This is a genomic window from Chitinophaga sp. NPDC101104 (assembly GCF_050277495.1).
GTDB lineage: Bacteria > Bacteroidota > Bacteroidia > Chitinophagales > Chitinophagaceae > Chitinophaga.
Window position 1 is genome coordinate 3,741,375 of sequence record NZ_JBNNSF010000001.1, and the last position, 22,343, is coordinate 3,763,717.

General features: G+C 54.2%; 15 protein-coding genes. 5 read left to right on the plus strand and 10 right to left on the minus strand.

Translation table 11 applies throughout. The features are described from left to right. The first annotated feature begins 285 nt into the window (after nt 1-285). The 4 genes from ACQKLP_RS15160 to ACQKLP_RS15175 are packed head-to-tail and all read left to right on the plus strand — an operon-like array spanning nt 286 to nt 3,002. Nucleotides 286-927: a hypothetical protein gene (locus tag ACQKLP_RS15160; protein WP_427323583.1), complete on the plus strand. Its 642-nt coding sequence runs from the start codon at nt 286-288 to the stop codon at nt 925-927. After that, a complete protein-coding gene (locus ACQKLP_RS15165) occupies nt 927-1,580 on the plus strand; it encodes a hypothetical protein (protein ID WP_427323585.1) in 654 nt (217 codons plus the stop codon). Before ACQKLP_RS15160 ends, ACQKLP_RS15165 begins: the two co-directional genes overlap by 1 nt. Continuing rightward, a complete protein-coding gene (locus ACQKLP_RS15170) occupies nt 1,553-2,359 on the plus strand; it encodes a sensor histidine kinase (protein ID WP_427323586.1) in 807 nt (268 codons plus the stop codon). Before ACQKLP_RS15165 ends, ACQKLP_RS15170 begins: the two co-directional genes overlap by 28 nt. Beyond that, nucleotides 2,349-3,002, plus strand: a complete 654-nt coding sequence (locus ACQKLP_RS15175; RefSeq protein WP_427323587.1) for a response regulator transcription factor — start codon at nt 2,349-2,351, stop codon at nt 3,000-3,002. The genes ACQKLP_RS15170 and ACQKLP_RS15175 overlap by 11 nt, the downstream gene beginning before the upstream one ends. A 190-nt stretch (nt 3,003-3,192) precedes the next feature. On the opposite strand, the gene ACQKLP_RS15180 is transcribed toward ACQKLP_RS15175, so the two are convergent. The 9 genes from ACQKLP_RS15180 to ACQKLP_RS15220 all read right to left on the minus strand — a co-directional run bounded on the left by ACQKLP_RS15180 (nt 3,193) and on the right by ACQKLP_RS15220 (nt 18,308). Then, entirely contained in the window at nt 3,193-3,645 is a 453-nt protein-coding gene (locus tag ACQKLP_RS15180; protein ID WP_427323588.1) for a DUF1842 domain-containing protein, read from the minus strand. A 1,284-nt stretch (nt 3,646-4,929) separates the two neighbouring features. After that, on the minus strand, nt 4,930-6,072 hold the full coding sequence (locus ACQKLP_RS15185; protein ID WP_427323589.1) for a glycoside hydrolase family 76 protein: 1,143 nt from the start codon (nt 6,070-6,072) through the stop codon (nt 4,930-4,932). Between the two features lie 12 nt (nt 6,073-6,084). Next, nucleotides 6,085-7,212 carry a SusE domain-containing protein gene (locus tag ACQKLP_RS15190; protein ID WP_427323591.1) on the minus strand — a complete coding sequence of 376 codons (1,128 nt, stop codon included), beginning with the start codon at nt 7,210-7,212 and terminating at the stop codon, nt 6,085-6,087. A gap of 32 nt (nt 7,213-7,244) precedes the next feature. Next, nucleotides 7,245-8,855, minus strand: coding sequence for a RagB/SusD family nutrient uptake outer membrane protein (locus tag ACQKLP_RS15195; protein WP_427323592.1), 1,611 nt, complete (start codon nt 8,853-8,855; stop codon nt 7,245-7,247). Between the two features lie 13 nt (nt 8,856-8,868). Beyond that, nucleotides 8,869-12,363 (minus strand): TonB-dependent receptor, encoded by a 3,495-nt coding sequence (locus ACQKLP_RS15200; RefSeq protein ID WP_427323593.1) that lies wholly within the window; start codon nt 12,361-12,363, stop codon nt 8,869-8,871. Nucleotides 12,364-12,398: 35 nt separating this feature from the next. Continuing rightward, nucleotides 12,399-13,895 carry a FecR family protein gene (locus ACQKLP_RS15205; RefSeq protein WP_427323594.1) on the minus strand — a complete coding sequence of 499 codons (1,497 nt, stop codon included), beginning with the start codon at nt 13,893-13,895 and terminating at the stop codon, nt 12,399-12,401. A 1,078-nt stretch (nt 13,896-14,973) separates the two neighbouring features. Next, nucleotides 14,974-15,744, minus strand: coding sequence for an RNA polymerase sigma-70 factor (locus ACQKLP_RS15210; protein ID WP_427323596.1), 771 nt, complete (start codon nt 15,742-15,744; stop codon nt 14,974-14,976). Nucleotides 15,745-15,775: 31 nt separating this feature from the next. Next, nucleotides 15,776-16,558, minus strand: a complete 783-nt coding sequence (locus tag ACQKLP_RS15215) for an acyl-CoA desaturase (protein ID WP_427323597.1) — start codon at nt 16,556-16,558, stop codon at nt 15,776-15,778. A 133-nt stretch (nt 16,559-16,691) separates the two neighbouring features. Further along, a complete protein-coding gene (locus tag ACQKLP_RS15220; RefSeq protein WP_427323598.1) occupies nt 16,692-18,308 on the minus strand; it encodes an ABC transporter substrate-binding protein in 1,617 nt (538 codons plus the stop codon). A gap of 120 nt (nt 18,309-18,428) precedes the next feature. Between ACQKLP_RS15220 and ACQKLP_RS15225 the strand changes: the two genes are divergently transcribed. After that, nucleotides 18,429-20,060, plus strand: coding sequence for a M1 family metallopeptidase (locus ACQKLP_RS15225; RefSeq protein ID WP_427323599.1), 1,632 nt, complete (start codon nt 18,429-18,431; stop codon nt 20,058-20,060). Here ACQKLP_RS15225 and ACQKLP_RS15230 read toward each other — a convergent pair. Continuing rightward, nucleotides 20,057-22,324: an ATP-binding cassette domain-containing protein gene (locus ACQKLP_RS15230; protein ID WP_427323601.1), complete on the minus strand. Its 2,268-nt coding sequence runs from the start codon at nt 22,322-22,324 to the stop codon at nt 20,057-20,059. The genes ACQKLP_RS15225 and ACQKLP_RS15230 overlap by 4 nt on opposite strands. Nucleotides 22,325-22,343: the final 19 nt, after the last annotated feature.

Below are 22,343 nucleotides of genomic sequence, written 5' to 3' on the forward strand. Positions count from 1 at the left end.
GAAGAAAAATAGTTAGGGTAGGGGTTTAAGTAACTCGGGGTAAAGTTTTAACGCTCAGGGGATTAATTCATACTGAAAAATGCGCTAATGTTTTCGCGTTTATCCATCGTCACCCCAAAAACAGCTTTTGAGGGAGCCGAAAAACGCCTGTGCGAAAAATCGGGCGCGACCGAAATTTACATGGGTGGTTTTTCGGAATATGTGATGAAAAACGGTAATTTGGCTCGCCATGAAAACCGTAGGCTAATCCCGATTCCTTCCACTTTGCATGCAATAACAACCTATATGAGTACATTCAAATCCATCCTGATCCCAGCCGTAACGCTGGCCGCCGGATTAGCGGCAGGTTATTTTTGGGCCGAATCAAGGCATTCGGGGAACGGCGGCGCCCAATCTGCGCCAGACGATCATCATTACGCATGCAGTTCGTCGAAAGTGCCGGACAAAGATCTGCTGACGGTCGATACCGCTTTCAACATGATCGCCCGGTACGGCCAACACATGCCCCCGGACTCCTTGCAATCGCGCAGCATCTGGTTCTCGACAGACCGCATTCACGCGCTGTTGTGCATCCTGAAGCGCGATTCCATGAGCGGCGTCCGTTTCTATTACGCCCGCTACGCTGAAGATTATCCTTCCAGTACAGAAGAAGGCAGCATCGGCCACAACCCGGTCAAACCGTACTGGGGCCACAACACGCTCGTGCTCGTGACCACCCGGCAAGACGGCAGGAAACATCTGGACCATGTGAAGGTCAAAGACGGCGGCAACGGCGCTCCGCATGTAGGAGCGATCCTGACCAGCCCTCCGCCAGACGATCCGGAAAACAACGGGGAACTTTGCCCGCCGCCCAAAAACTGCTATACCAAGGGCGCTTACTTCCTCGCTCCGAACGTCGACAGCACCAAAAAACACATTTATAACTAATGCATTATTTCACCGTCAACACGGTAGCCGAATGGATCTGCTTCCTCACCGCCCTTGTATGCCTCCGGCACGACAAGGACCCGGTGTGGAGGCGGTTTCCGTTCTACCTTCTCCTTGTTTGCCTCGTCGAAACCGGCGGAATTTTCATGCGGACCGAACTGAAGATGCCCAATGCACCCATCTACAACGTCTACATGCTCGCCGAATGTTTCGCCATGACTACCTTCCTGTACCATCTTATCAAGCCGTATGGCATGAAAATCTGGGTGCCCCTGGCATGGGGCGCCATCTTCCTCGCCGCATGGCTCGTGGAATCGCTCGACGGCGACTTCGGGACGTACTCCCGGCAAACGGCCATCCTGCTTTCCATCGCCGTTGTGGTAGCCTGCCTGTACTATTTTTACCTCGTGTTGCGGGACGACCGTTACGTTCGCCTGGCCACCCATCCGCCGTTCTGGTGGGTGAGCGGTACGCTGATGTTTTACTTCGGCGGCATCGCCACGTACATTTTTTTCCAGTATCTCCTGGAGGCTTCTTCGGTCGAGGGTATCCGGTTTTCCCTCAGGTATGTTATTTTTAAGGTCCTGAACGTGCTGTTGTACGGCAGCTGGACTTACGCTTTTATATGCAGGTACCGACAAACGAAATATTAACCCTGATCATCTGGGTGAGCGCCGTCTTCCTCATCGCCCCGCTGTTCCTCATTGTATATGTGAGCGTGTATAACGCCCGCAAAAAGAAGCATCTGGAAGAAACCGAGCGCATGCGGAACGCATTCAAAACGGAGCTTTTACAGACCCAGATGGAGGTGCAGGAGCAGACGCTCAAAACCATCGGCAACGATCTGCACGACAATATCAACCAGCTCCTCGGGCTGATGACCATCACTTTAAGCGCGGTAGACCTGTCTGACAAGGAAAAAGCGGCAGAGAAGATTTCCGCAGCGGAAGCCCTCGCGCGCCGGTCGATCCGCGAAATCCGCGCACTGTCGCGCCTCATGCACGGCGAAGAGCTCGTAGGCAAAGGGCTCCCGCATGCCATTTCGTTCGAGCTGGACTGGCTGGAGAAATCGGGCCGGTACCAGGTCCACCGGAAAGGCACGCTCAACGGCATGCCGAAACACCCTGAAACTGAATTATTCGTGTTCCGCATTTTCCAGGAAACGCTGCACAATATCATCCGCCATGCCCAGGCCACTTCGGTGACGGTGGAACAATCCTGGATGGATAACGTCCTGACGCTCACGCTTATCGACGATGGCGCCGGCTTCGATGTGGATGCCGCACTCTCGAACCCCTCGGGCATGGGCCTCCAGAATATCCGCAAAAGAGCCGCCATGATAGGGGGCTCGGCCGTCATCAAATCCGTTCCCGGAAAGGGATCGTCCGTCACCATCACCGTTCCCCGCGCAAATCACAACCATGCAACATAAAACCATCCACATCGCTATCGTAGACGACCACACGCTGTTTCGCCAGGGGCTCACCAGCCTGCTGTCGGAATACCCCGATATCCGTGTCGCCTTCGAAGCCGCCCACGGTAATGAAATGAAAGAGCGCCTGGGATCGGCGCCGCCGCCAGACGTGGTTTTGATGGACATCAACATGCCCGTCATGGACGGTTTCGAGTCTACCCAATGGCTCAAACAGCATCACCCGGAAGTGAAGGTACTGGCACTCAGCACTTTCGAAGACGACAAGCCCATCATCAAAATGCTCAAGAACGGCGCCGGCGGCTACCTCGTGAAGGAATCCCGCATCGCCGACGTGGTGCACGCCATCCGCACGATCCACGAGCAGGGGTATTTCCTCAACGAGCTCATTTCCGCGAAAATGCTCCGCAGCATACAGGACAATCCCACGCCCGGCGCGCTGCAGGTGCAACTGAGCGACAACGAGATCACTTTTCTCCGGCTTTGCTGTTCGGAATTGACTTACAAGGAGATCGCTTCGGAAATGAAGCTGAGCCCGCATACGATCGACAACTACCGCCAGGAACTGTTCGACCGCCTGGCGATCAAATCGCGGACGGGATTGGTGCTTTTCGCCATCAAGAACGAACTCTACGCGCCCTGATTCCCGACCAGGCACAATTCGATATAAAAATCCCCGGTCTTACCAGCAGACCGGGGATTTTTGTTTCTGATTCGGATGGAGTGAAGGAAACCGGCGCGGGAGAACCAGCGCCGGTGCTTGTTTCATGTGTTACTTAGTGAAAACTGAAGGTAAAAGGAATAGGGATCCTTCGGATGGCAAGACGATTAAGTTAAACGACAGCTGCCAGCATCCTGGGCTCCATGAAACCAGCCGGCGCCTTGGCAACGGTAAGCCAGGCGCCGTCGGTTTCGTACTTGTACGTGCAGAAGCCTGATTTCCAGGCATTATCCAGTTCGAGAAAGATTTCCATGTTGGGCTGCGGGACCACGTTGCTGTAAGGCGGCGCCAGGTACGGCATACCCATGATGATCAAAACGTTGGGGAATTCCACAATGGGTGAGGCCGGCGAGGAGAAGTAGTAACCTTTCAGATAATTGAGGCCAAACGAATGGTGAAATGCACCGGATTTCAGTTGTCCGGTGCCGGTCAGCTGCTTTGTGGACTCATTGACGGTCAACGAGATGTGCAGTGACGGGGTGCCGGGTTGGGTTCCGCCGATATCGATCTGGACGGAAAACAGCCCGGGGGCAATGGGAGTGTCTGGTAAAATGGTCTTAAGCATACAGAGAAAAGCGAACGGATCAAATTTCCAAAATGAAGGCGAGCCCTGAAAGGTTGTTTTTCCCCTGTGCCGGGGGGATTTTCAGCCTTTTATAGCTGGCGCAAGGATGTTTGATTTTCAATGCATTACGAAAGAATGAGCCGAATGAGTGGATGTAAACCGGTTTTCCAATTACCATATTTCAGCTTCAAGCCGTTATAATGGATCGCGCGGATAGGCGGGAAAAAAGGAGTTTCGAATAGCTTGAAATGATTAAAATTCAATCTGTTAGGAAGATAAAACAGGAACTCATGCCGCACATTCACGACTGAATGCGTCTTTGCACACGAATCCTCCGAAACATTTCATATTCAATCGATTAAGGAATCATTCATGACAGAAACGAGCAGACCTGGGAGTTGCAAAATCTACAAATCGTAACAATTCAAAGCGTAGAAATTTCGTCCCTGAATAAGTACCTGGCAGCGAATTCGAGCCCGTTGCAACTAGGATATCCTTGACAGCATCAGAACGAAAAATCGATAGGAAAGTGGTCACCTTCAAGTTTTGATTCTCGTTTGAAGGCAATTTTCCGCAATGAAACGATCCATTTTCATAAAATGTTCCAAAAGATCGGTTCAAGGCCATCGAAAAAACCAAGACTGAATCACGGTCATCAAAAATTAGAATATTTCCATTTTAAAATCGAATCAAAGGAGTGATGCGGCGCACGAACATCTTCAATACTCAAATCGAATAATTTCCATTCCATAGAAACGAGGTTGAGTTTGACAGACCAGGATTAACGATATACTTGAAGGGGAGATTTCTCCCTGGAAACAATATGTTTTATTTAACATAATGTAAATTATAAAGCAAAATAGGCAAACGACCTGATAGAAGTAAATGTTTATCAAATCATTAGATTTTGCCGTTTTCTGCAAGAATCCGGTGATCCGGGTTCAAAGCCTTCCTGGAGCCAATATTCGGAGCCGACGCCATTTAAAATCACGAATCTGGTTAAGATCTATGACAAATTGAATAATAGATCCGTTAAGAATTTTATTAACTAGGAAGTTCATAATCAATCTGATAGATCTGGTCAACTTATTAAAAACTGGAGAAATTTTTGGGCTCGAAATTGTGCCGGGGATTTGTCACAAATCCGGCGTAAGTCCCTCGCCCGCCGAATTTTGAATTTCAAGCCCCCTATCGGTCGTTTTGCGAAGATTTTCAGAATAAAAACGGGCACATCCCATAAGGACCTGCCCGTTTCCTGGTTTTGAATTTTAATATGATATCAGCCTATTCCATCAAGTCCCGCGACTTCAGCTCCGCCGCTGCTTCGATCAACATGCAGCCGGATAACTGCGTGCTGAGGTCCACCGTGGAGCCAGTCGCGCTCCATTTGCTGCCGAACAGCACCTGCGGACGCAGGGTTGCCTGGAGCCAGAGCGTCTCGGCATTCACCTGTAAAAAACGGACGAACTTGCCAGCGTCCGACGCGGAAATGTTGCCGTCAGTGATCAGCAGCATCATGTAGCGCACCAGGATCCCTTTGAAAAGCCCGCCATCGCCGGCACCTTCGTCTTTCATGAGGTTTCCCTGCGTCAAATCGCCGGTCAGGGAGTTGTTGGCGGTTTTCAGCGCGTCGTTCAGATACACCTGTTCGCCCGTGATCTTGTACAATTCCACCGCTGCGCCGATGAAAACGCCCTGATTATACGTGAACTTCCAGTTTTTGTTGGTGCCTGTGCCATCGAGGCCGTCCCAAACGAGGCCGGTTACCGGGTCTACGAGATTGTTCTTCTGCCAGAGATAGATTTTCCGTGCCCAGTCCAGGTCTTCGGGACGATGATTCAGCAGGTACATCCGCGCCGCAATGATACCGGCGGGCGCATTGGCAGGGGTATTTTTGTTCTTGCGCTCCTTGTTCCAGTAAATCCCGCCGCCCCAGGTATCGTCCCATCCTCCTTTAATATCATTCCACAACGTTTCGGCCACGGTTTTGTACTTCGCATCGCCCGTCACTTCAAACACCCGGATACACGCCAACGCCATCCATTCCATATCGTCGTAGAAATGGTTGATGTACGTGTTGCCGTTGCGGGTTTTCATCCCGTCCAGCAAATCGTCCATCCGCGCCTTGATCTGCGGATCGTTTTTCCGGATGTACGCATCCAGCAACACATCCAGCGCATGGGCGTTCCGCCAGTAATGAAAGGTATTGCCGCCGCTGTGGTTTTCGTTGAAGTATTTGCCCGACGCGTTATAGAAATTGGCGATCAGCGAGTTATAAGTTGAATCTGCGATCGACGGCCAATTGAAAACGTAGGTTTTCTTGCCCGCGCCCGGGCCGGGCCCATCGTCTACCGGCTCTTTCAAACAGCCGGCAAACGACATCGCCATCAACACCAACGCAGCAGTATTTTTAATGATTTTCAGCATGTTGTGTGTTTGTTATTTGATAATTACTTCATGCGTGTAAGGCTTGTCGGCCCGGAAATACACGTTTACGTCGCAGGCTTTGGTGTCTACTTCGGTCCTGAACTTGTAGCAATAATTCCAGCGATCGCTGTTGGTAATGGGTTTCAGTTCCCAAAACGCGGCGGGCGTCGAGGAAGTGGGCCGGTTATTGTCGGCGTTCGAGCTGCCCCACCATTCCTGTCCGTCCACACCACCGTTTTTCACGTTGAGACGGAATTTATAGCGCTCGTCGCGGCCCCAGGATTCCTGTTTGAAGGTGATGACTTTGTCGGTGAACGACCAGGTACTATTTCCGGCGTAGCTCAATTCATACATGATTTTATCGTCGGGCGCAAACCACAGGCCGATGCCGGTAATTTCGGTGACGGTGACGGCCGCATTGTTGAAATCGAGCCGCAGGCGATACACTTTGGTACCGCCGGCCTGGGTGGTTTCTCCGCCTTCGCGGATCAGGCCGTTGTCGATCGAGAACACGTTGGGCGTTCCGCTGTTGCGGTCGGTGAATTTGTACTTGCCGTCTTTGAGCGAAGTATACATTTCAAAAACCCCGGCGGTCACGGATTTTAGTTTCAGGGCTTTGGACAGGTCGGCCCCGGCTTCCGTAGCGTCTCCGGTCAGGAAAACGTCTACCGGGATTTCTGCGAACCCGTTCGGCCGCTCCACTTCGATCACCCGCGCTTCCTTCGCCGGCTGGATGTTGAAACCTTTCGACGCGAGCACCGTCCATTTGATCCGGCCGGTCCTCAACGCGGGAATCCCCGCTTTGCCGGCCAGGCTGTTCAGGTCTTTATGCGAGAGGTTCAGTTTATTCTGTACCCCGCCGCCGTCGGACGGGATTTTGGCGATGGGCTTGCTGAAATCCCCGTTCTCCTTATCGAACGCTACTTCATATAATACCAGCGAACCGTCTTCGGCCCGGGCCTGGTCCCATTCAAAAAGCACCGACGCGCTCGTGGCGGGTTGGAGCTTGGTGAACTTATTATTCAAGGGCGCGGTCAGCTTATCGACCGGCTGGATATTGGTATTCAGCTTGTAATCGTCCTTTTTGCAGCCGGCTAACAGGGCGGCGAGGAAGGTCATTATGGAAATATATCTGATCATGACGAATCGGTTGAGTGGATGTTTGAATTGAATTACCATTGGGGATTTTGTCCGAGGTTCTTGTTCTGGTCGCGCTCGGCGGTGGGCACGGGCCAGAGGTAATGTTTCGGATTGTCGAACCGGCGGTTCTCCACGATGATGTAGCCGTTCGGGTCTTTATTGAACGCACCCGACGTCACTTTGATCCCGCGGACGGGCCTGGCCAGCACGGTTTCTGCGATTTTCCAGCGGCGGATGTCGAAAGCCCGGACGCCTTCGAAGGCCAGTTCCGCCCGTCTTTCCCGGCGGATGATGTCCCGGAGCGAGGCCTGGTTGGCCCCTGCGGGAAATTCCGTGGCGCCGGCATCGGTGAATCCTGCGCGAACGCGAAGCGCGCGGATGGTTTTGTTCCAGGTGTCGGCGTCGAGCTGGCCCTGTTCATTTTTTGCTTCGGCGAACCCGAGCAGTACTTCGGCGTACCGGATCAGCGGGAGGTTGAGGCCCGAAGCATAGTTGGCGGCGGTGGGATCGTAATGTTTGCGGAAATAATATCCCGTGGGAGAAGCGCCCTGGTCGTCGACACTATTGGTAGCCGGCACGGATCCGGGCTGCGTGAGGATCGTTTGCGTCCGCCCGTCGAAATCGACGATGGTGCCGCCGTGATGGATGATCGTAGCGTTGAACCGCGGGTCGCGGTTGACGTTGGGATCGTTTTCGTTATATCCCGAACCGGCTTCCCGGATGCCTTTCCCGTTGGTCATGATATAATCGTCGACCAGGTCTTGCGTCGGTACGAGCACGCTCCGTAGGAGCGCCACGGTTTGCGGCAGAAAGCTGCGCTGGGTGCTGTAGGTGCGCCCGCCGCCATATTGCAGATCGAGGATCACTTCATTATTGAATTCATTGGCCGGCTTGAACAGGTTTTCATAACTCCCTAACAAACCGTACGTTCCGTTTTGCGTACCGTTCATGAGCAAAGCGTATTCCTGCGCGGCGGTTGCCCATTCCCCTTTCCAGAGGCGCACCCGGGCGGCGAGGGCGATGGCGGCGCCACGGGTGATGCGGCCACGGTCTTTTTCGGCATAGCTGGTGTTGACGGGCAGATCGTTCCGGATGGCGTTCAATTCTTCCAGCACGAAACGGACGATTTCGTCGCGGTTGGTGCGGCCGATGGTGCGGGCGGTTTCTACGGAAATGAGATCGAGGTAAAAAGGTACGCTGCCGAACCAGTCGGTCATATTAAAATAGGCCCAGGCGCGGATGAACCTCGCTTCCGCCACGATCCGGCGGCGGAGGGTTTCATCCATCTGCTTTACCTTGCCGATGTTCAATACCACCACATTGCATTTGCGGATGGCGGCGTAGTGATAGCTCCATTCCGCGCGCACGCGGGCGTGGGCGGCATCGTAACTTCCCCCGGCAATGAGCGATACGCCGCTGAACCCTCCGCCGGCCACGTAGGCATTATCACTGAGGGCTTCGTTGCCGAAGTAGAAACCGTCGCCGTACATGTTTTCGTAGCAGCTGGTGAGCGCGTCGAGCGCATCCTGCGCGTCGCGCCAATAGGCTTCTTCCGTGAACTCGCGGGTATTGGGCTGCTCCAGTTTGCGGCAGCCGGCGGCGAGTACGGAAAGACATGCTATGGTGAGGATCAATTGTTTCATAACGGATTGTTTATCAGAATTTGATGTCGAGCCCGAAAGCGTACGTCGCCGCGTTCGGATAGTTGCGCCCTGCGATGGCGTTGTAATTGGCAAAGCCCATCTTGTCGTCGAACTGCGTGAATTCGGGGTCTACCCCGATCTCGCGGAACCGTTCAGGCATGAGCGTGAGCAGGTTTTGGCCCGTCAGGTAGAGCCTTGCGCCCTGAATCCGCAGCCGCTCCGTGAACGATTTGGGGAGCGAATAGCCGAATTGCAGGTTCTTGAGCCGCAGGTACCTGGTGTCGAACATCCAGTAATCGGAATACGCGAAATTGTTGGCGTTGGCGGTGCCGATGGTGAGCCGCGGATAGGAAGCGCCGGGATTGTTGGGCGTCCATCGGTCGAGGTGCTGCACCATGGCATGGTCTTCATTATTATGGAATGCCTCCACGATATCGCCCCGCAGGAATTGCGAGCGCTTGCCCACGCCCTGCCAGAACATGGTGAAATCGAAGTGCTTCCAGGTCAGGTTATAATTGAACCCGAAAGTGTACCTGGGAAAAGGATTGCCGAACACGAAACGGTCGTCTGCATCGATCACGCCGTCTTCATTGCGGTCTATATACCGGATATCGCCCGGCATCACCTGTTGGTTGAATGCGAATGGTACTTTGGGCGCGTTTTTCAGGTCGTCCAGGTTTTGATACAGCCCGTTGGATTTATACCCGAAATACGAAGCGATGGGAAAACCTTCGCGGATGATGTAGGCAAAGTCGGAACCGCGGATGGATTCCTGTCCGAACTTCACCACTTTGTTCAGGTTATCAGACACGTTTGCGCTGAGGTTGTGATGGAACGCCCCCGTTTTGGCGCGCCAGGACACGGTCACTTCCCATCCCTGGTTGCGCACTTCGCCTGCGTTCTGGAGGCTGGAGCCGATGCCGGCCGTTCCCGGCACTTCCTGGAAGAGATAAATGCCGGTGGTCCGTTTGTCGAAATAGTCGAACGAAACGGCGAGCCGGTTGTCGAGGAATTCCGCGTCTACGCCGTAGTTCGCCATGGCGGAGGTTTCCCATTCGAGCAGCTCGTTGTAGGGCGAAAAGTCGGCGCCGGCATTGGCGGTATTGTTAAAGGGGTATTTGTTCGGGTTGATGGATACGCGCGCCAGGTAATTGAACCCGCCGATATTGGAGTTGCCCACCTTGCCCCAGGAATACCGCAGCTTGAGGTTCCCGTATTTGTCGCGGAAATCGTGGAGGAAAGGCTCGTCGGTCACCCGCCATCCCAGCGAAAACGCGGGGAACAATTGCCAGCGGTGGCCGGGCGCGAGTTTGGAGGAACCGTCGTACCGCCAGGTGAACTCCGCCAGGTAGCGGTCTTTGAACACATAGTTGAACCGTCCGAACAGCGAATTGAGCGCGAAGAGGTTCGGGTTTACCAGGTCGTTGTACGTGCCGATCGTGGCGTAATCGAGGGTGCCGTCGGGTTTGGGGATGTACCCGCCGCCGATGCTCCAGTCCTGATCGAGGTTAGTGGTGCCGTAGCGGGTGGCGCGGAGCCCGTAGTATTCGTTCACCGCATCGCTCCTGCCGCCCACCTGCGCTTTCACGTAATGGTCTTTGGCAAAGGTGTTCTCATATTCCGCGGTAGCGTATACGTTCGTGGTAAGGTCCCTGTACGAAGCGTTCGACTGCTGATTATACACCGGCGGATTGGCCGTGGTATAATAGGGTGCGTACGAATATTTGTTCTGCCGGTAATAATGGTTGTTGATCGTGTAATTGCCGGATGCGTTGAAATTGAATTTCAAATGGTCGACGGGCGTGATGGTCACATCCACACCACCGAGGAGGTTATCCCTTTCCGTGCGGTTGTACCCGCCATACACGAGCTGTGCGATGACGTTGTTCGAATTAAGCGCGGGCACCACGAAATTATCCAGCGAATCCTTTATCGGGTAAATCCTGGGCGTGCGCATGGCGTCGCGCATGAGGATGCCGATATCGGCCTGCTGGCGGTTGAACCAGGATTTCGTGTAAGCCATGTTCACATTGACCTGCACGTATTTGCTGACTTCCACGCTCACGTTGGCGCGGGCGTTGTATCTCCGGTAACCGAGGTCGAGATCGGCCGGTACGTATTTGTTGCCGAGCATGTTGCCCTGGTTCACATAGCCGACGGAAAGCAGGTAGCTGGTGGATTTGCCGCCGCCGGTGAGGCTGAGGCTATGGTTTTGCTGCGGCGTGGTTTTGCGGATCATTTCGCGGAGAAAGGCGGGCTCGGAGCCGCGCGTTTTCCAGTAACTGATCTGTTCCGGCGCGTACTGTGGCGTTTTGCCGGAATTCACGAGCGCCTCGTTTTTGAGGGTCATGTATTCCCAGCCTTCCACCTGCCGCGGAAGCGCCGTGGGCGTTTGCCAGCCGTACATGCCGTTGTACTGGACGGAAGGCCGCTGGTCTTTGGTGCCGCGCTTCGTCGTAATATAGATCACGCCGTTCGCCGCCTGCGATCCGTAGATGGCCGAAGAAGCCGCGTCCTTCAGCACCGAAATACTTTCCACATCGTACGGGTTGAGGTTCTGCAAACCGTCGCTGGCCTGTACCCCATCGATAATGATGAGCGGTGCATTGCCCGTCAGCGAGCCTACGCCGCGGATATTGAGCACCATGGAAGCGCCCGGCTCCGCGGTGGCTTGCTGCAGCGTGAGGTTGGGCGCCACGCCCTGCAGCGCCTGGAACATATTGGTGACGGGCCGGCTTTCGATGTCCTTCGTGGAAATGGTGCTGATGGCGGCCGTCACCTGTGTTTTCTTTTGCGAGCCGTATGCCGTGATCACCACTTCGTTGAGTGCCTTCGAATCGGATTTGAGCAGCACGGTCAGTTGAGTGCGGCCGCCAATGGGCACCTCCGTGGAAAGGTAGCCCACAAAGGAACAGACGAGGATACCGTTCGCATCTTCGGCGGGGATTTGCAGCGAGAAATCGCCGGTTTCGCCAGACGCGGTGCCTACAGCAGGTTTGCCTTTGAGGCGGATACTAACTCCGGGAAGACCTTCGCCGTTTTCGCCCACCACCCGGCCTTTAATGGTGACGTTTTCCTGCTGCGCGAATACGGCGGCTGTTACGTTTCCCTGTTTGAGGATGATCTTGTTGTTGATCAGTTCGTACCGGATGTCCAGCGGAGAAAGGAGCATATCCAGTATCTCGCTCAGCTGGCGGTCTTTGACATGCAGGGTGATTTTCCGCGAGATGGCGATTTCGTCGTTGGAATACACGAAAACATAAGGCGTTTGCTGCTCGATGCGGTCCAGGACAGACGAGAGCTTTTCGTCGCGCACCTGGATGCTGAGGCGGTTTTCCGGTTGTTTGCGGGGATTGTCGCGGGACGGGTCCTTCGATTGCCGGACGGTGCTGGCGGCCCATGCGTCCTGCGCATGCAGGTCGAGCATACACAGGAAAGCTGTGCTGAAGACGATGGCGCGGAGCAACGAACGGAAGCGACCCGGCTTGCAGAGCGGTCTTACTTTCATAACGTTAACATGTGTTGATAATAGGAACGGATACTTTATTCACTGATCAGCAGGGTGCTGTCTGTGATGGTATATCGGAAATTTTTGGATCTGGAAAGGTAGAAGAGGATCTCGGGCAGACTGTTGTTCCGGAAAGCGCCGGTCATGCGGTAATAGCGGGGCGCGTCGGAATTGAACTGTACTTTTTTCCCGAAGGTCCTTTCGAGTTCGCGGCAAATGTCTTCGAGGGAAGCGTCGCGGAAAACGAGGCCGCCGTCTGTCCAGGCGCGGTCTTCATCGCCGCTGGTGGCGGATTTTTCCGGCCGTTGGCCGTCGTGGTCCCAGGTCACTTTTTCATCGGGTGTGATGTAGAAGGTGTCTGGTGCGCGGGCGTCGTCGTATTTCGGGATGAAGGCGACTTTCCCGGTGCTGACGGATGTTTGCACGGGCTCATTCTCGTAGGCGCGGACGTTGAAAGAGGTCCCGAGAACGCGGATGGTTCCTTTGCTGAGGTGGACGATGAACGGTTTTTGCGGTGAGCTGGCTACCTGGAAGAAGGCTTCGCCGGTGAGGAACACTTCGCGGCTGCGGGGCCCGAACTGTTCGGGGTATGATAATTTGGAATCTGCGTTGAGCCAGATTTTGCTGCCGTCTGCGAGTTCGAGCACGGCGCGGATGGCTTTCCCGTTTTGCCGGTGGAGCCATTGCAGGGTGTCTGTTTCCGGTTGGAAAGCGGCGGTGTTGGGAAGGGTTGTTTTCGAAGGGCCCCAAAGTACCCAGGCGCAACCGATGAGCAGTGCGGCGGAAGCGGCGGCAGACCACCATTTCCAGGCGTTGTTTTTCCGGGATGCGACGGAGATTTCCGGGGATCCGGTATTGGATGTGAGCATGCGGCGGGATGCATTTTCCGGGATGTTTTGGTCCGCGGATGGGCTATTGCCGGTCGCATTTTCAAAGTCAAAGTTGTTGAGGTTGGATGATAGATCGTTTGGATGGAGGTTGCCGGGGTGGATTTGGGGGGTGTTGGATGAGGGATCGGCTAAGCGGTTGCCGTCCAGTTTGTTGGATGAGGGTTCGGCTAAAAGATTACCGTCGAATGTGTTTTGTGGAGTGTTGGATGAGGGTTCGGCTGGGCGGGTGCCTTCGAATGTGTTGGATGAGGGATCGGTTGCGCGGTTGCCGTCGAATGTGTTTTGAGGGGTGTTGGATGAGGGATCGGCTAAGAGATTACCGTCGAATGTGTTTTGTGGGGTGTTGGATGAGGGATCGGCTGGGCGGGTACCGTCGAATGTATTTTGAGGGGCGTTGGAACTCGAAGATGCATGCGACTCGCTGGAACGGATTCTATCGAGCAGGCGTGTAAGGGCTTGCTCGGTGTCTGCCGAGGCATGAATGGGTGTATCCGAGCAATAGCGCTGGATGAGTTGCGCGCCCGATTGCTGCGAGGGATCCTGGGCGAGGAGGTGTTCCAGTTCGCGCAGGTCTGCATCCGAAGCTTCGCCCGCCAGCCGGGCCGCCAATAACCGTGTGATTCTTTCTTCGTTCGTCATCATTCATACATGGAACCTTTCAGGCGGAGGACAACCAAATGCCAAAACGGGTCCGGACTTCCGTGAACCGCTGCAACGTTGCCCGCTGCCTGATGGTCAAATTCATAAATATTACTTCCTTATCGATTCATCCGATGGACGTAAAGTAAAATCTTCACTCCCCTCCCTTCCCCTATCCTACCACCAATGATGAAATTTTTCAACTTTGTATTTGAATACTTTCAAAACACCTTGACATAAACCGAATATTCTAACGCAAGCGATCAAATACTATCATTCCAACTTAAGTCCAGTTCGTCAAACAAATGTTCGCACAGAAAATTTCCCACTGCCAAACCATTCCTCACATCAACCTATCGCGATCCAGGTAATCAAACCAGTTCTAAAACCTCGTCTGACAAGCGTTTGATTGTTTTTCCGGCAATAACATTCCCCATCAAACCAACAACAGTCACTTTCGCTTGCAAACATCATTTTTACCCAAAACCATTACCTGGCATACAACCTGACATTCAACTTTCAACAGCATTTCCCATCAAACCAACAACAAGTCCGTTTCAACCCGAATCATCACTTTTGCCTAAAAACATTCAAGTGGTCTCATTCACTCTTAATCTTCAATTTTTGTCTGAAACCATTACCCATCATGAATTTTTGATATTCTACCTTCAACAGCAATTCCCATCAAACCATCAACAAGTCGGTTTCAACCCCAATCATCACTTTTTGCCTAAAACATTCAACAGGTCATTCACTCTTAATCTTCACTTTTTCTCTGAAACCATTACCTGACATACATTTAGGCATTCTACCTTCAACAGCAATTCCCATCAAACCATCAACAAGTCTGTTTCAACCCTAATCATCACTTTTAGCCTAAACATTCAACAGGTCATTCACTCTTAACCTTCACTTTTTCTCTGAAACCATTAGCTGACATTCACACTCTACTTTTATCCGCATTTTCCATCTAACCAACCACAAATCCCATTCACCATAATCTTCAATTGCTACCTGGCAAACTTTTGAAATCATCTTTTGTGATCTACCCGATTCACGTTCCTGCCTATCAAAATCCCCGTCACGTCCCTCCTTTCCGGAACTTCTCCGGCAGCCACTGGCCCACGGCGACCTGCAGGCGGCGAATGGCCCGCACGAGCTGCGTTTCCACCGTACGGGGCGAAATGTTGAGTATCTGCGCCACCTCCTTATACCGGAACCCTTCTTCCTTGATGAGCCGGAACACTTTACGGCATTGATCGGGCAATTGATTGACTTCCCGGTCCAGCCGCGCCACCATCTCCTTCCATTCCAGGTCGCGGCCGGGATCGTTGCCGTTGGACAATTCCCATTCGCCATTGCCCATGGGCATCACGCGCATCACGGAATACTTCTCCAGGTAATTGTACGCCGCATTCCGGACAGACACGAACAGGTAAACCTCGAGGTTCGCCACTTCCAACAACTGCGCACGCCGCTCCCATATCCTGACGAACACGTCAGACACCACTTCTTCCGCAGCTTCCCGCGAATGCACATATTGCTGGCAAAATCGAATTAGCCGGTCATAAAAAAGCCTAAACAGCGATGCAAAAGCTTGTTCGCTGTCACAACGTGCAATTTGCGCTTGCAACTCCCGTATGTGTTTGTTGCTTTCCGGCATAAGCCTGAACCCCCTGTTCCTGGTTTTTAGTTTGGCTACGAATATCAGTTTACCGACCTGGTTGATGCGCGGCGTGGAGACCGCTTTTCGAGATAAGGACAGGCAAATTGGGAAAATTACTGACAAGCCTAAAAAAAATATTTTCAGCGGCACTCCAGGGTATAAAAAAAGGCGATGGACATTTTCCATCGCCTTTCTTAATATTTTGAAAATCAATTCATTAAGCCGCACTGCGCTCTTTCTTCGGCACCGCGATCTTCGCTGTAGCCGTCTGGCGCAATTTGATCATGCCCAGGAAGTCCATCACGCGCATCACCGGGTAAGTAGGATCGAACTCGAACCATTTCTTCGCGAAATTGGCACTGTCCTTATGCTTGTGGTGGTTGTTCTGGAACAACTCGCCCAGCAGGAAAATACCCCAGGGCTCAGAGTTACGGGAATGATCGCCGTTATCGAAATTGCTGTAACCGTATTTGTGACCGCACCAGTTCACGATAGCACCCTGGATAGGGCCCATCAGGAAGTGGATCGGCAGCAGGAAATACCACCACCAGGCCGCGCCGGCGAAAATCACGTAAAACGCGATATAAATGGCAATCCAGGTTAAACGGGTAGCGCGGTGGTCACCGAATTTGTCCATCCCATTCCAGATCGGCAGCGGATCTTTGGTAAACTGCTCTGCAGGCAGTTTGTTCCCCGATACAAAACCAGCATAGATCTCGCGGGTATGGATCATCATGTGCCAAACGTCCTTAAAGAAGTGCGGGCTGTGCGGATCGTGCTCGGTATCGCTATACTCATGGTGCATGCGGTGCATCACACCGTAAGCACGGGGGATCAGGTAAGACGATCCCTGGAAAAACCAGGTGCTGAAGTAAAACACGCGCTCCCAACCTTTGCTGGTGTCGTACATCTGGTGAGATGCATAACGGTGAAGGAAAAATGTATGGAAGAAGAGTGATAAAAACCAGTGTGAGAAGAAAAAGATCAGTATCGCAGTCATGAACGCCTCAATTTTAGTGTTGAAAGTTGAACCGCAAAGGTAACCCATTAATCCGGCCTAACCTAATAATCAAGACCTCCGCCAAAAATTAACCCCTTCTTAATGAATATTTTATTACTTGATATGTGCCCCCCTATTTCTCCCCGATCCGCACCCGCCGCAATTCCAGGGTATTGAGCCCGTCGCTGCTGAGGCCCAGCACATTAGGCTGCCGGAACCGCATCACCATATCATAAAAAACCGGCACCACCGGCGCATCCGCCACAATCATCCGGTCCATCTCCTGGTACAATTCATACCTCACGGAATCGTCATTTTCCTGGAGCGCACGTTCGTACAGCTTGTCGTACGCAGGATTATTGTACCGCGTATAGTTCGGCGGCGCGGGGTTCTTACTGTAGAACATCGCCAGAAAGCTTTCCGCATCGGGATAATCCGCGATCCAGCTGGCGCGGAAAAACGGTACGGCCGATTTGGCCACCAGGTCTATCAACGGCCCCCGCTGCATCACTTCCACCTGCACTTTCACCCCCAGCTCCTGCAACTGCCGTGCAGCATAATCTGCCAGGTCGGCATACAGCGGTATCGACACCAGCGTGATCACCGGCATCCCCTTCCCGTTCGGGTACCCCGCCTCCGCCAGCAGTTTCCGCGACCGCGAAGGATCGTAATGATATCCCTTCACCGCCGCCGTATCGAAAGATGGCAAGCCCGCGGGCACAAAACCCGAAGTGGCCGGAATGCCTTTGCTGTTTCGCAAATAAGTCAGCATTTTCACCCGGTCGATCCCGTAATTCACCGCCTGCCGGACACGGAGATCGCGGAGAGGACTGCTTTTCACGCCCGGCTTTCCGGGATCCATGACGATGCCGAAATATTCCGTGCTCAGGTAGGGCGTTTTCATCATGACGATCTTCCCTTCCCATTCCTTTTTCAGATCGCCCTGCCGGGTGATCACTTCGTCTTTGAACGTGGCGTCAATTTCGTTGATGAAATCCAGCTGGCCCTGGCGGAACAGGAGGAATTCCGTGCCTTTGCTGTCTACGAACGATATCTGCACCGCGTCGAGGTACGGCAGTTGCCGCCCGTTTTCGTCGGTTTCGTGGTAACGGGGGTTTTTATGCAGCACCAGCGCCTGGCCTTCGTCCCAGAAAAAGAACCGGAACGGCCCGGTGCCCACGGGATTTTTCCGGAAATCCTTCCCGTAATGCGCCACGATCTCCTGTGGCACCACGCTGCAATATTGCATGCTCAGAATGCCCATGATGGGCTGGAACGGCTGGAGCAGCCGCAGGCGGAAGGTACTGTCGTCCAGGGCGGCGAAACCCGTTTCCGGGTCCACTTTCCCGTTGAACACCCAGGCGCCGGACGAAGCCGTGGCGGGGTCCATGATCCTGCGGAAACTGTACACCACGTCCTGCGCCGTCATTCTCCGTCCTACCCCGCCGGGAAAAAGCGGATGGTCGTGGAAATGGACGTCGGTGCGGAGGTGAAAAACGTATTCTTTGCGGTCGGCCGATACCTCCCAGCTTTTGGCGAGCGACGGCCGGATGTGGAGCGCACTATCCGTTTCCACGAGCGTGTTGAACACCTGGCGCACGGCCCACATGATGGCCTGGTTCTTGGCGAAGGCGGGGTCCAGCGTGGGGATGCCGCCTTCCTGGTTGTAGCGGAACACCATTTTCCCACCGGAGCGGCGTTGGCCGCAGGCGCAGAGGATGATCAGCAGGAAGAGAACGGAATATCTCATAGTCGAAGGCATCAAGGTAATCAGATTTCGGGGGAATGACAAGGCCGTGTTGCCGCCTGTCAAAAAAATGCCGGACCGTCTCCCCCAACTGGATTATATTGCCGTTTAAACTTTACCTGTATGATGAGGCTGCTGCCCTTCCTGCTGACGTTGTTCACCGTCTCCAACGCTTTCAGCCAGCACAACCAACGTTTTACGCGGCAAGACACGCTGCGCGGCACCCTCGGGCCGGAGCGCGCCTGGTGGGACGTCACGTTTTACGACCTGCAGGTCCGCGTTTTCCCCGACACCAAATCCATCGAAGGCACCAACGTGGTCCATTACCGGGTAACGGGCGCGGCCAACCGCATGCAGATCGACCTTCAGCAGCCCATGGAGCTGAAAAAAGCGGTGCAGGACGGGAAGGAACTGACGTTCGTGCGGGAAGGCAATGCTTTTTTCATCGACATGCCGGCCAACCAGCCCAAAGGCCAGGTAAAGACCATCGCGCTCACTTTCGGCGGCAAGCCCCGCGAGGCGAAGAATGCGCCCTGGGACGGGGGTATCGTCTGGAAAACCGACTCCCTTGGCCGCCCCTGGATCGCCAGCGCGTGCCAGGGCCTTGGCGCCAGCGTGTTCTGGCCCAATAAAGACCATCAGTCCGAAGAGCCCGACAGCATGCGTATAGCCGTTACCGTGCCTGCGCCACTCACCAACGTGTCTAACGGCCGCCTGCGCTCCGTGAAAGACGGGCCTGAAGGTACCCGCACGTTCACCTGGTTCGTCGCCAACCCGATCAATAACTACGACGTAGCCCTTAACATCGGCCACTACGCGCATTTTTCGGATACTTTCAAAGGCGAGGCCGGCACGCTGCCCCTCGATTTCTGGGTGCTGGATTATCACCTGGCTGCCGCTAAAAAACATTTCGGCGTCGTGAAGCCCATGATGCAGTGCTTCGAGCACTGGTTCGGCCCCTACCCTTTCTATGCAGACAGCTACAAGCTCGTGGAAACGCCACACCTGGGCATGGAGCACCAGAGCGCCGTGGCGTACGGGAACCAGTATAAAATGGGTTATCGCGGCAAAGACCTTTCCGGGTCGGGCTGGGGACTGAAATGGGATTTCATCATCATCCACGAAACCGGTCACGAATGGTTCGGCAACAACATCACCACGAAAGATATCGCCGACATGTGGGTGCATGAATCCTTCACCAACTATTCCGAAACGCTTTTCACCGAATGCCGCTATGGCAAGGAAGCCGGGAACGCTTACCTGCAGGGTATCCGCAAGAATATCGCCAACGATATTCCCATCATCGGGCCTTATGGTGTAAATACCGAAGGTTCGGGGGATATGTATTACAAAGGCGCGAACATGCTGCATACCATCCGGCAGATCGTGGGCAACGACGAAAAATTCCGGCAGGTATTGCGCGGGCTTAACAAGACCTTCTGGCACCAGACGGTGACCACGGAACAGGTGGAGGATTATATCAACAAAACGACCGGCATCAACTTCGATAAGGTTTTCGATCAGTATTTACGGCATACCCAGCCGCCGGTTTTCGAATACGCCATCGCCGACGGACAACTGAAATACCGCTGGGTGGCGGATGTGAAAGGTTTCGACATGCCGCTGCGCGTGACCGCCGGTACGGGCAAACCCATCCTGCTGGAGCCTACCGGCGAATGGAAGACGATGCCGTTGAAAGACGGGGCCAGATTCACGATCGATCCGAACTTCTATATCCTCGTAAAGAAAAACTAACCGAGATAAGCGCGGAGAAAGCGCCCCGTTTGTGATCCGGGATGCGCCAGCAGTTGTGCCGGCGTGCCCTGGAACACAACGGTACCGCCGTCCCGCCCGGCGCCCGGGCCCATGTCGATGATATGGTCTGCCTGGCTCACGATATCGAGATTGTGTTCCACCACGATCAGCGTATTGCCCCTGTCCACGATCCGCCGGAAAATCCCCAGCAACCGTTCCACATCGCTCATATGCAGGCCCGTAGTAGGCTCGTCCATCACGAACACCTGGTTGGCCGCATCTTCCAGCCGCATGGCGAGTTTGATGCGCTGGCGTTCGCCGCCAGACAGCGTGCTGAGCGGTTGCCCCAGTGTAAGATAACCCAAACCTACGTCCGCCAACCGTTCCAGCATGCCGGTAATAGCGGGCGATGACGCGAAGAACGGGACCGCTTCGCTGACGGTTTGCCGGATAGTTTCGTATATATTCTTCCCGTTATAGAGGTATTGTAACGTTTCGGCTTTATAGCGTTTTCCGCCGCATTCTTCGCAGATGGTGGTGATAGGGTCCATGAAGGCCAGGTCTAGCGTGATTTCCCCCACCCCTTTGCACACGGGGCATCCGCCTTCGGAATTGCTGCTGAACAGGGAAGCCTTCACTCGGTTGTGCCTGGCGAACAGCTCCCGTATCTCGTCGAAAATACCCGTATAAGTGGCCATGTGCGAGCGTTTGCTGCCGGTGATGGCCGACTGGCTGATACGAACGGCCGTGGGCACCTGTTTAGGCAATACCCCGTTCACCAGGCTGCTTTTCCCCGACCCGGCCACGCCCGTCACAACGGTCATTACGCCCGTGGGGATGTCCACGTTTACGTTCCGGAGGTTATGCAGCCGGGCGTTTTTGATGGAAATGGAGCCGCTTGCGGGCCGCGGCGAACCGTTGATCGTCCGTTTCCGGCTCCAGTAGCGGCCCGTCAGCGTATCGGCTTCCTGCAGTTCTTCCAGCGTTCCTTCGAAAACGATCCTCCCTCCTTCCGTTCCCGCGCGCGGCCCCATGTCTACCACATGATCGGCCACGGCAATTACATCAGGGTCGTGCTCCACGACCAGTACCGTGTTCCCTTTGTCGCGGAGCTGGAACAGCAATTGGTTCAACTGGTGAACATCGCGCGGGTGGAGGCCGATGCTGGGCTCGTCGAGGATATAGGTCATGTCTGACAGGCTGCTGCCGAGGTGCCGCACCATTTTAATGCGCTGCGATTCCCCGCCGGAAAGGCTCCCGGTTTCGCGGTCGAGCGTCAGGTAATGCAGGCCGATGTCGGTCATATGCTGCAAGCGTTCCCGGATGGCCTTTACCATCGTTACGGCGCGGTGATCGGTAATGGTGGCGATGAAATCCGCCAGCACGGGGATTTCCATGGCTGCGCAATCCGCGATGTTGTACTTCCCGATCCGGCAGGAGCGCACTTTTTCGTTGAGGCGCGAACCTTTGCACGACGGGCATTTGCCGCGGGTGAGTATTTTCTCGAAATCGGCTTTGTATTTACCCGTCATCGCTTTCGAATCTTTGGCGAGGTAGGTCCTTTTGAACCGCGGAACGATCCCTTCATAATATTTCTGCGACTGCGGCCAGCAAGGCAGCGGATCGGTGAGCTTGAGATTGTCGGCGTAGAGCAGGTTATGCCATTCTTCTTCGGTGTAATCTTCGAGTTTTTTGTCGGGATCGAAGAGGTTGGAACAAGCGTAGCGGGAGAACCGCCAGCCGCCTTTGGCAAACGTGGGGAACAGGATGGCGCCGCCGTTGAGGGATTTGGTGGTGTCGAAAAACAGGTCCGTATCGAGGACAGACACCTGTCCCAGCCCGTCACATTCCGGGCACATGCCGTTGGGATGGTTGAAGGAGAAAATATCGGAATAGCCGATGAAAGGTTCCCCGATCCGGGAAAACAGCAGCCGCAGCAGCGTAAAGATATCGGTGGCGGTGCCCACGGTGGAGCGGGCGTTGCCGCCGATAGGCTTCTGGTCAACGATGACGGCCGGCGAGAGGTTTTGCAGTTCATCCGCTTCCGGCTGGCCGTAGTGCGGCAAACGGTGGCGGATGAACGAAGGGAAGGTCTCATTCAGCTGGCGTTGCGACTCCGCGGCGATGGTATCGAATACGAGCGATGATTTCCCGGAGCCGGAAACGCCGGTAAAAACGGTGATCCTGTTTTTGGGGATACGCAACGAGATGTTCTTCAGGTTATGCTCGCGCGCACCTTTGATGATGATATGGTCTTTCCGCATGGTTCCCGGTATTTCGGGA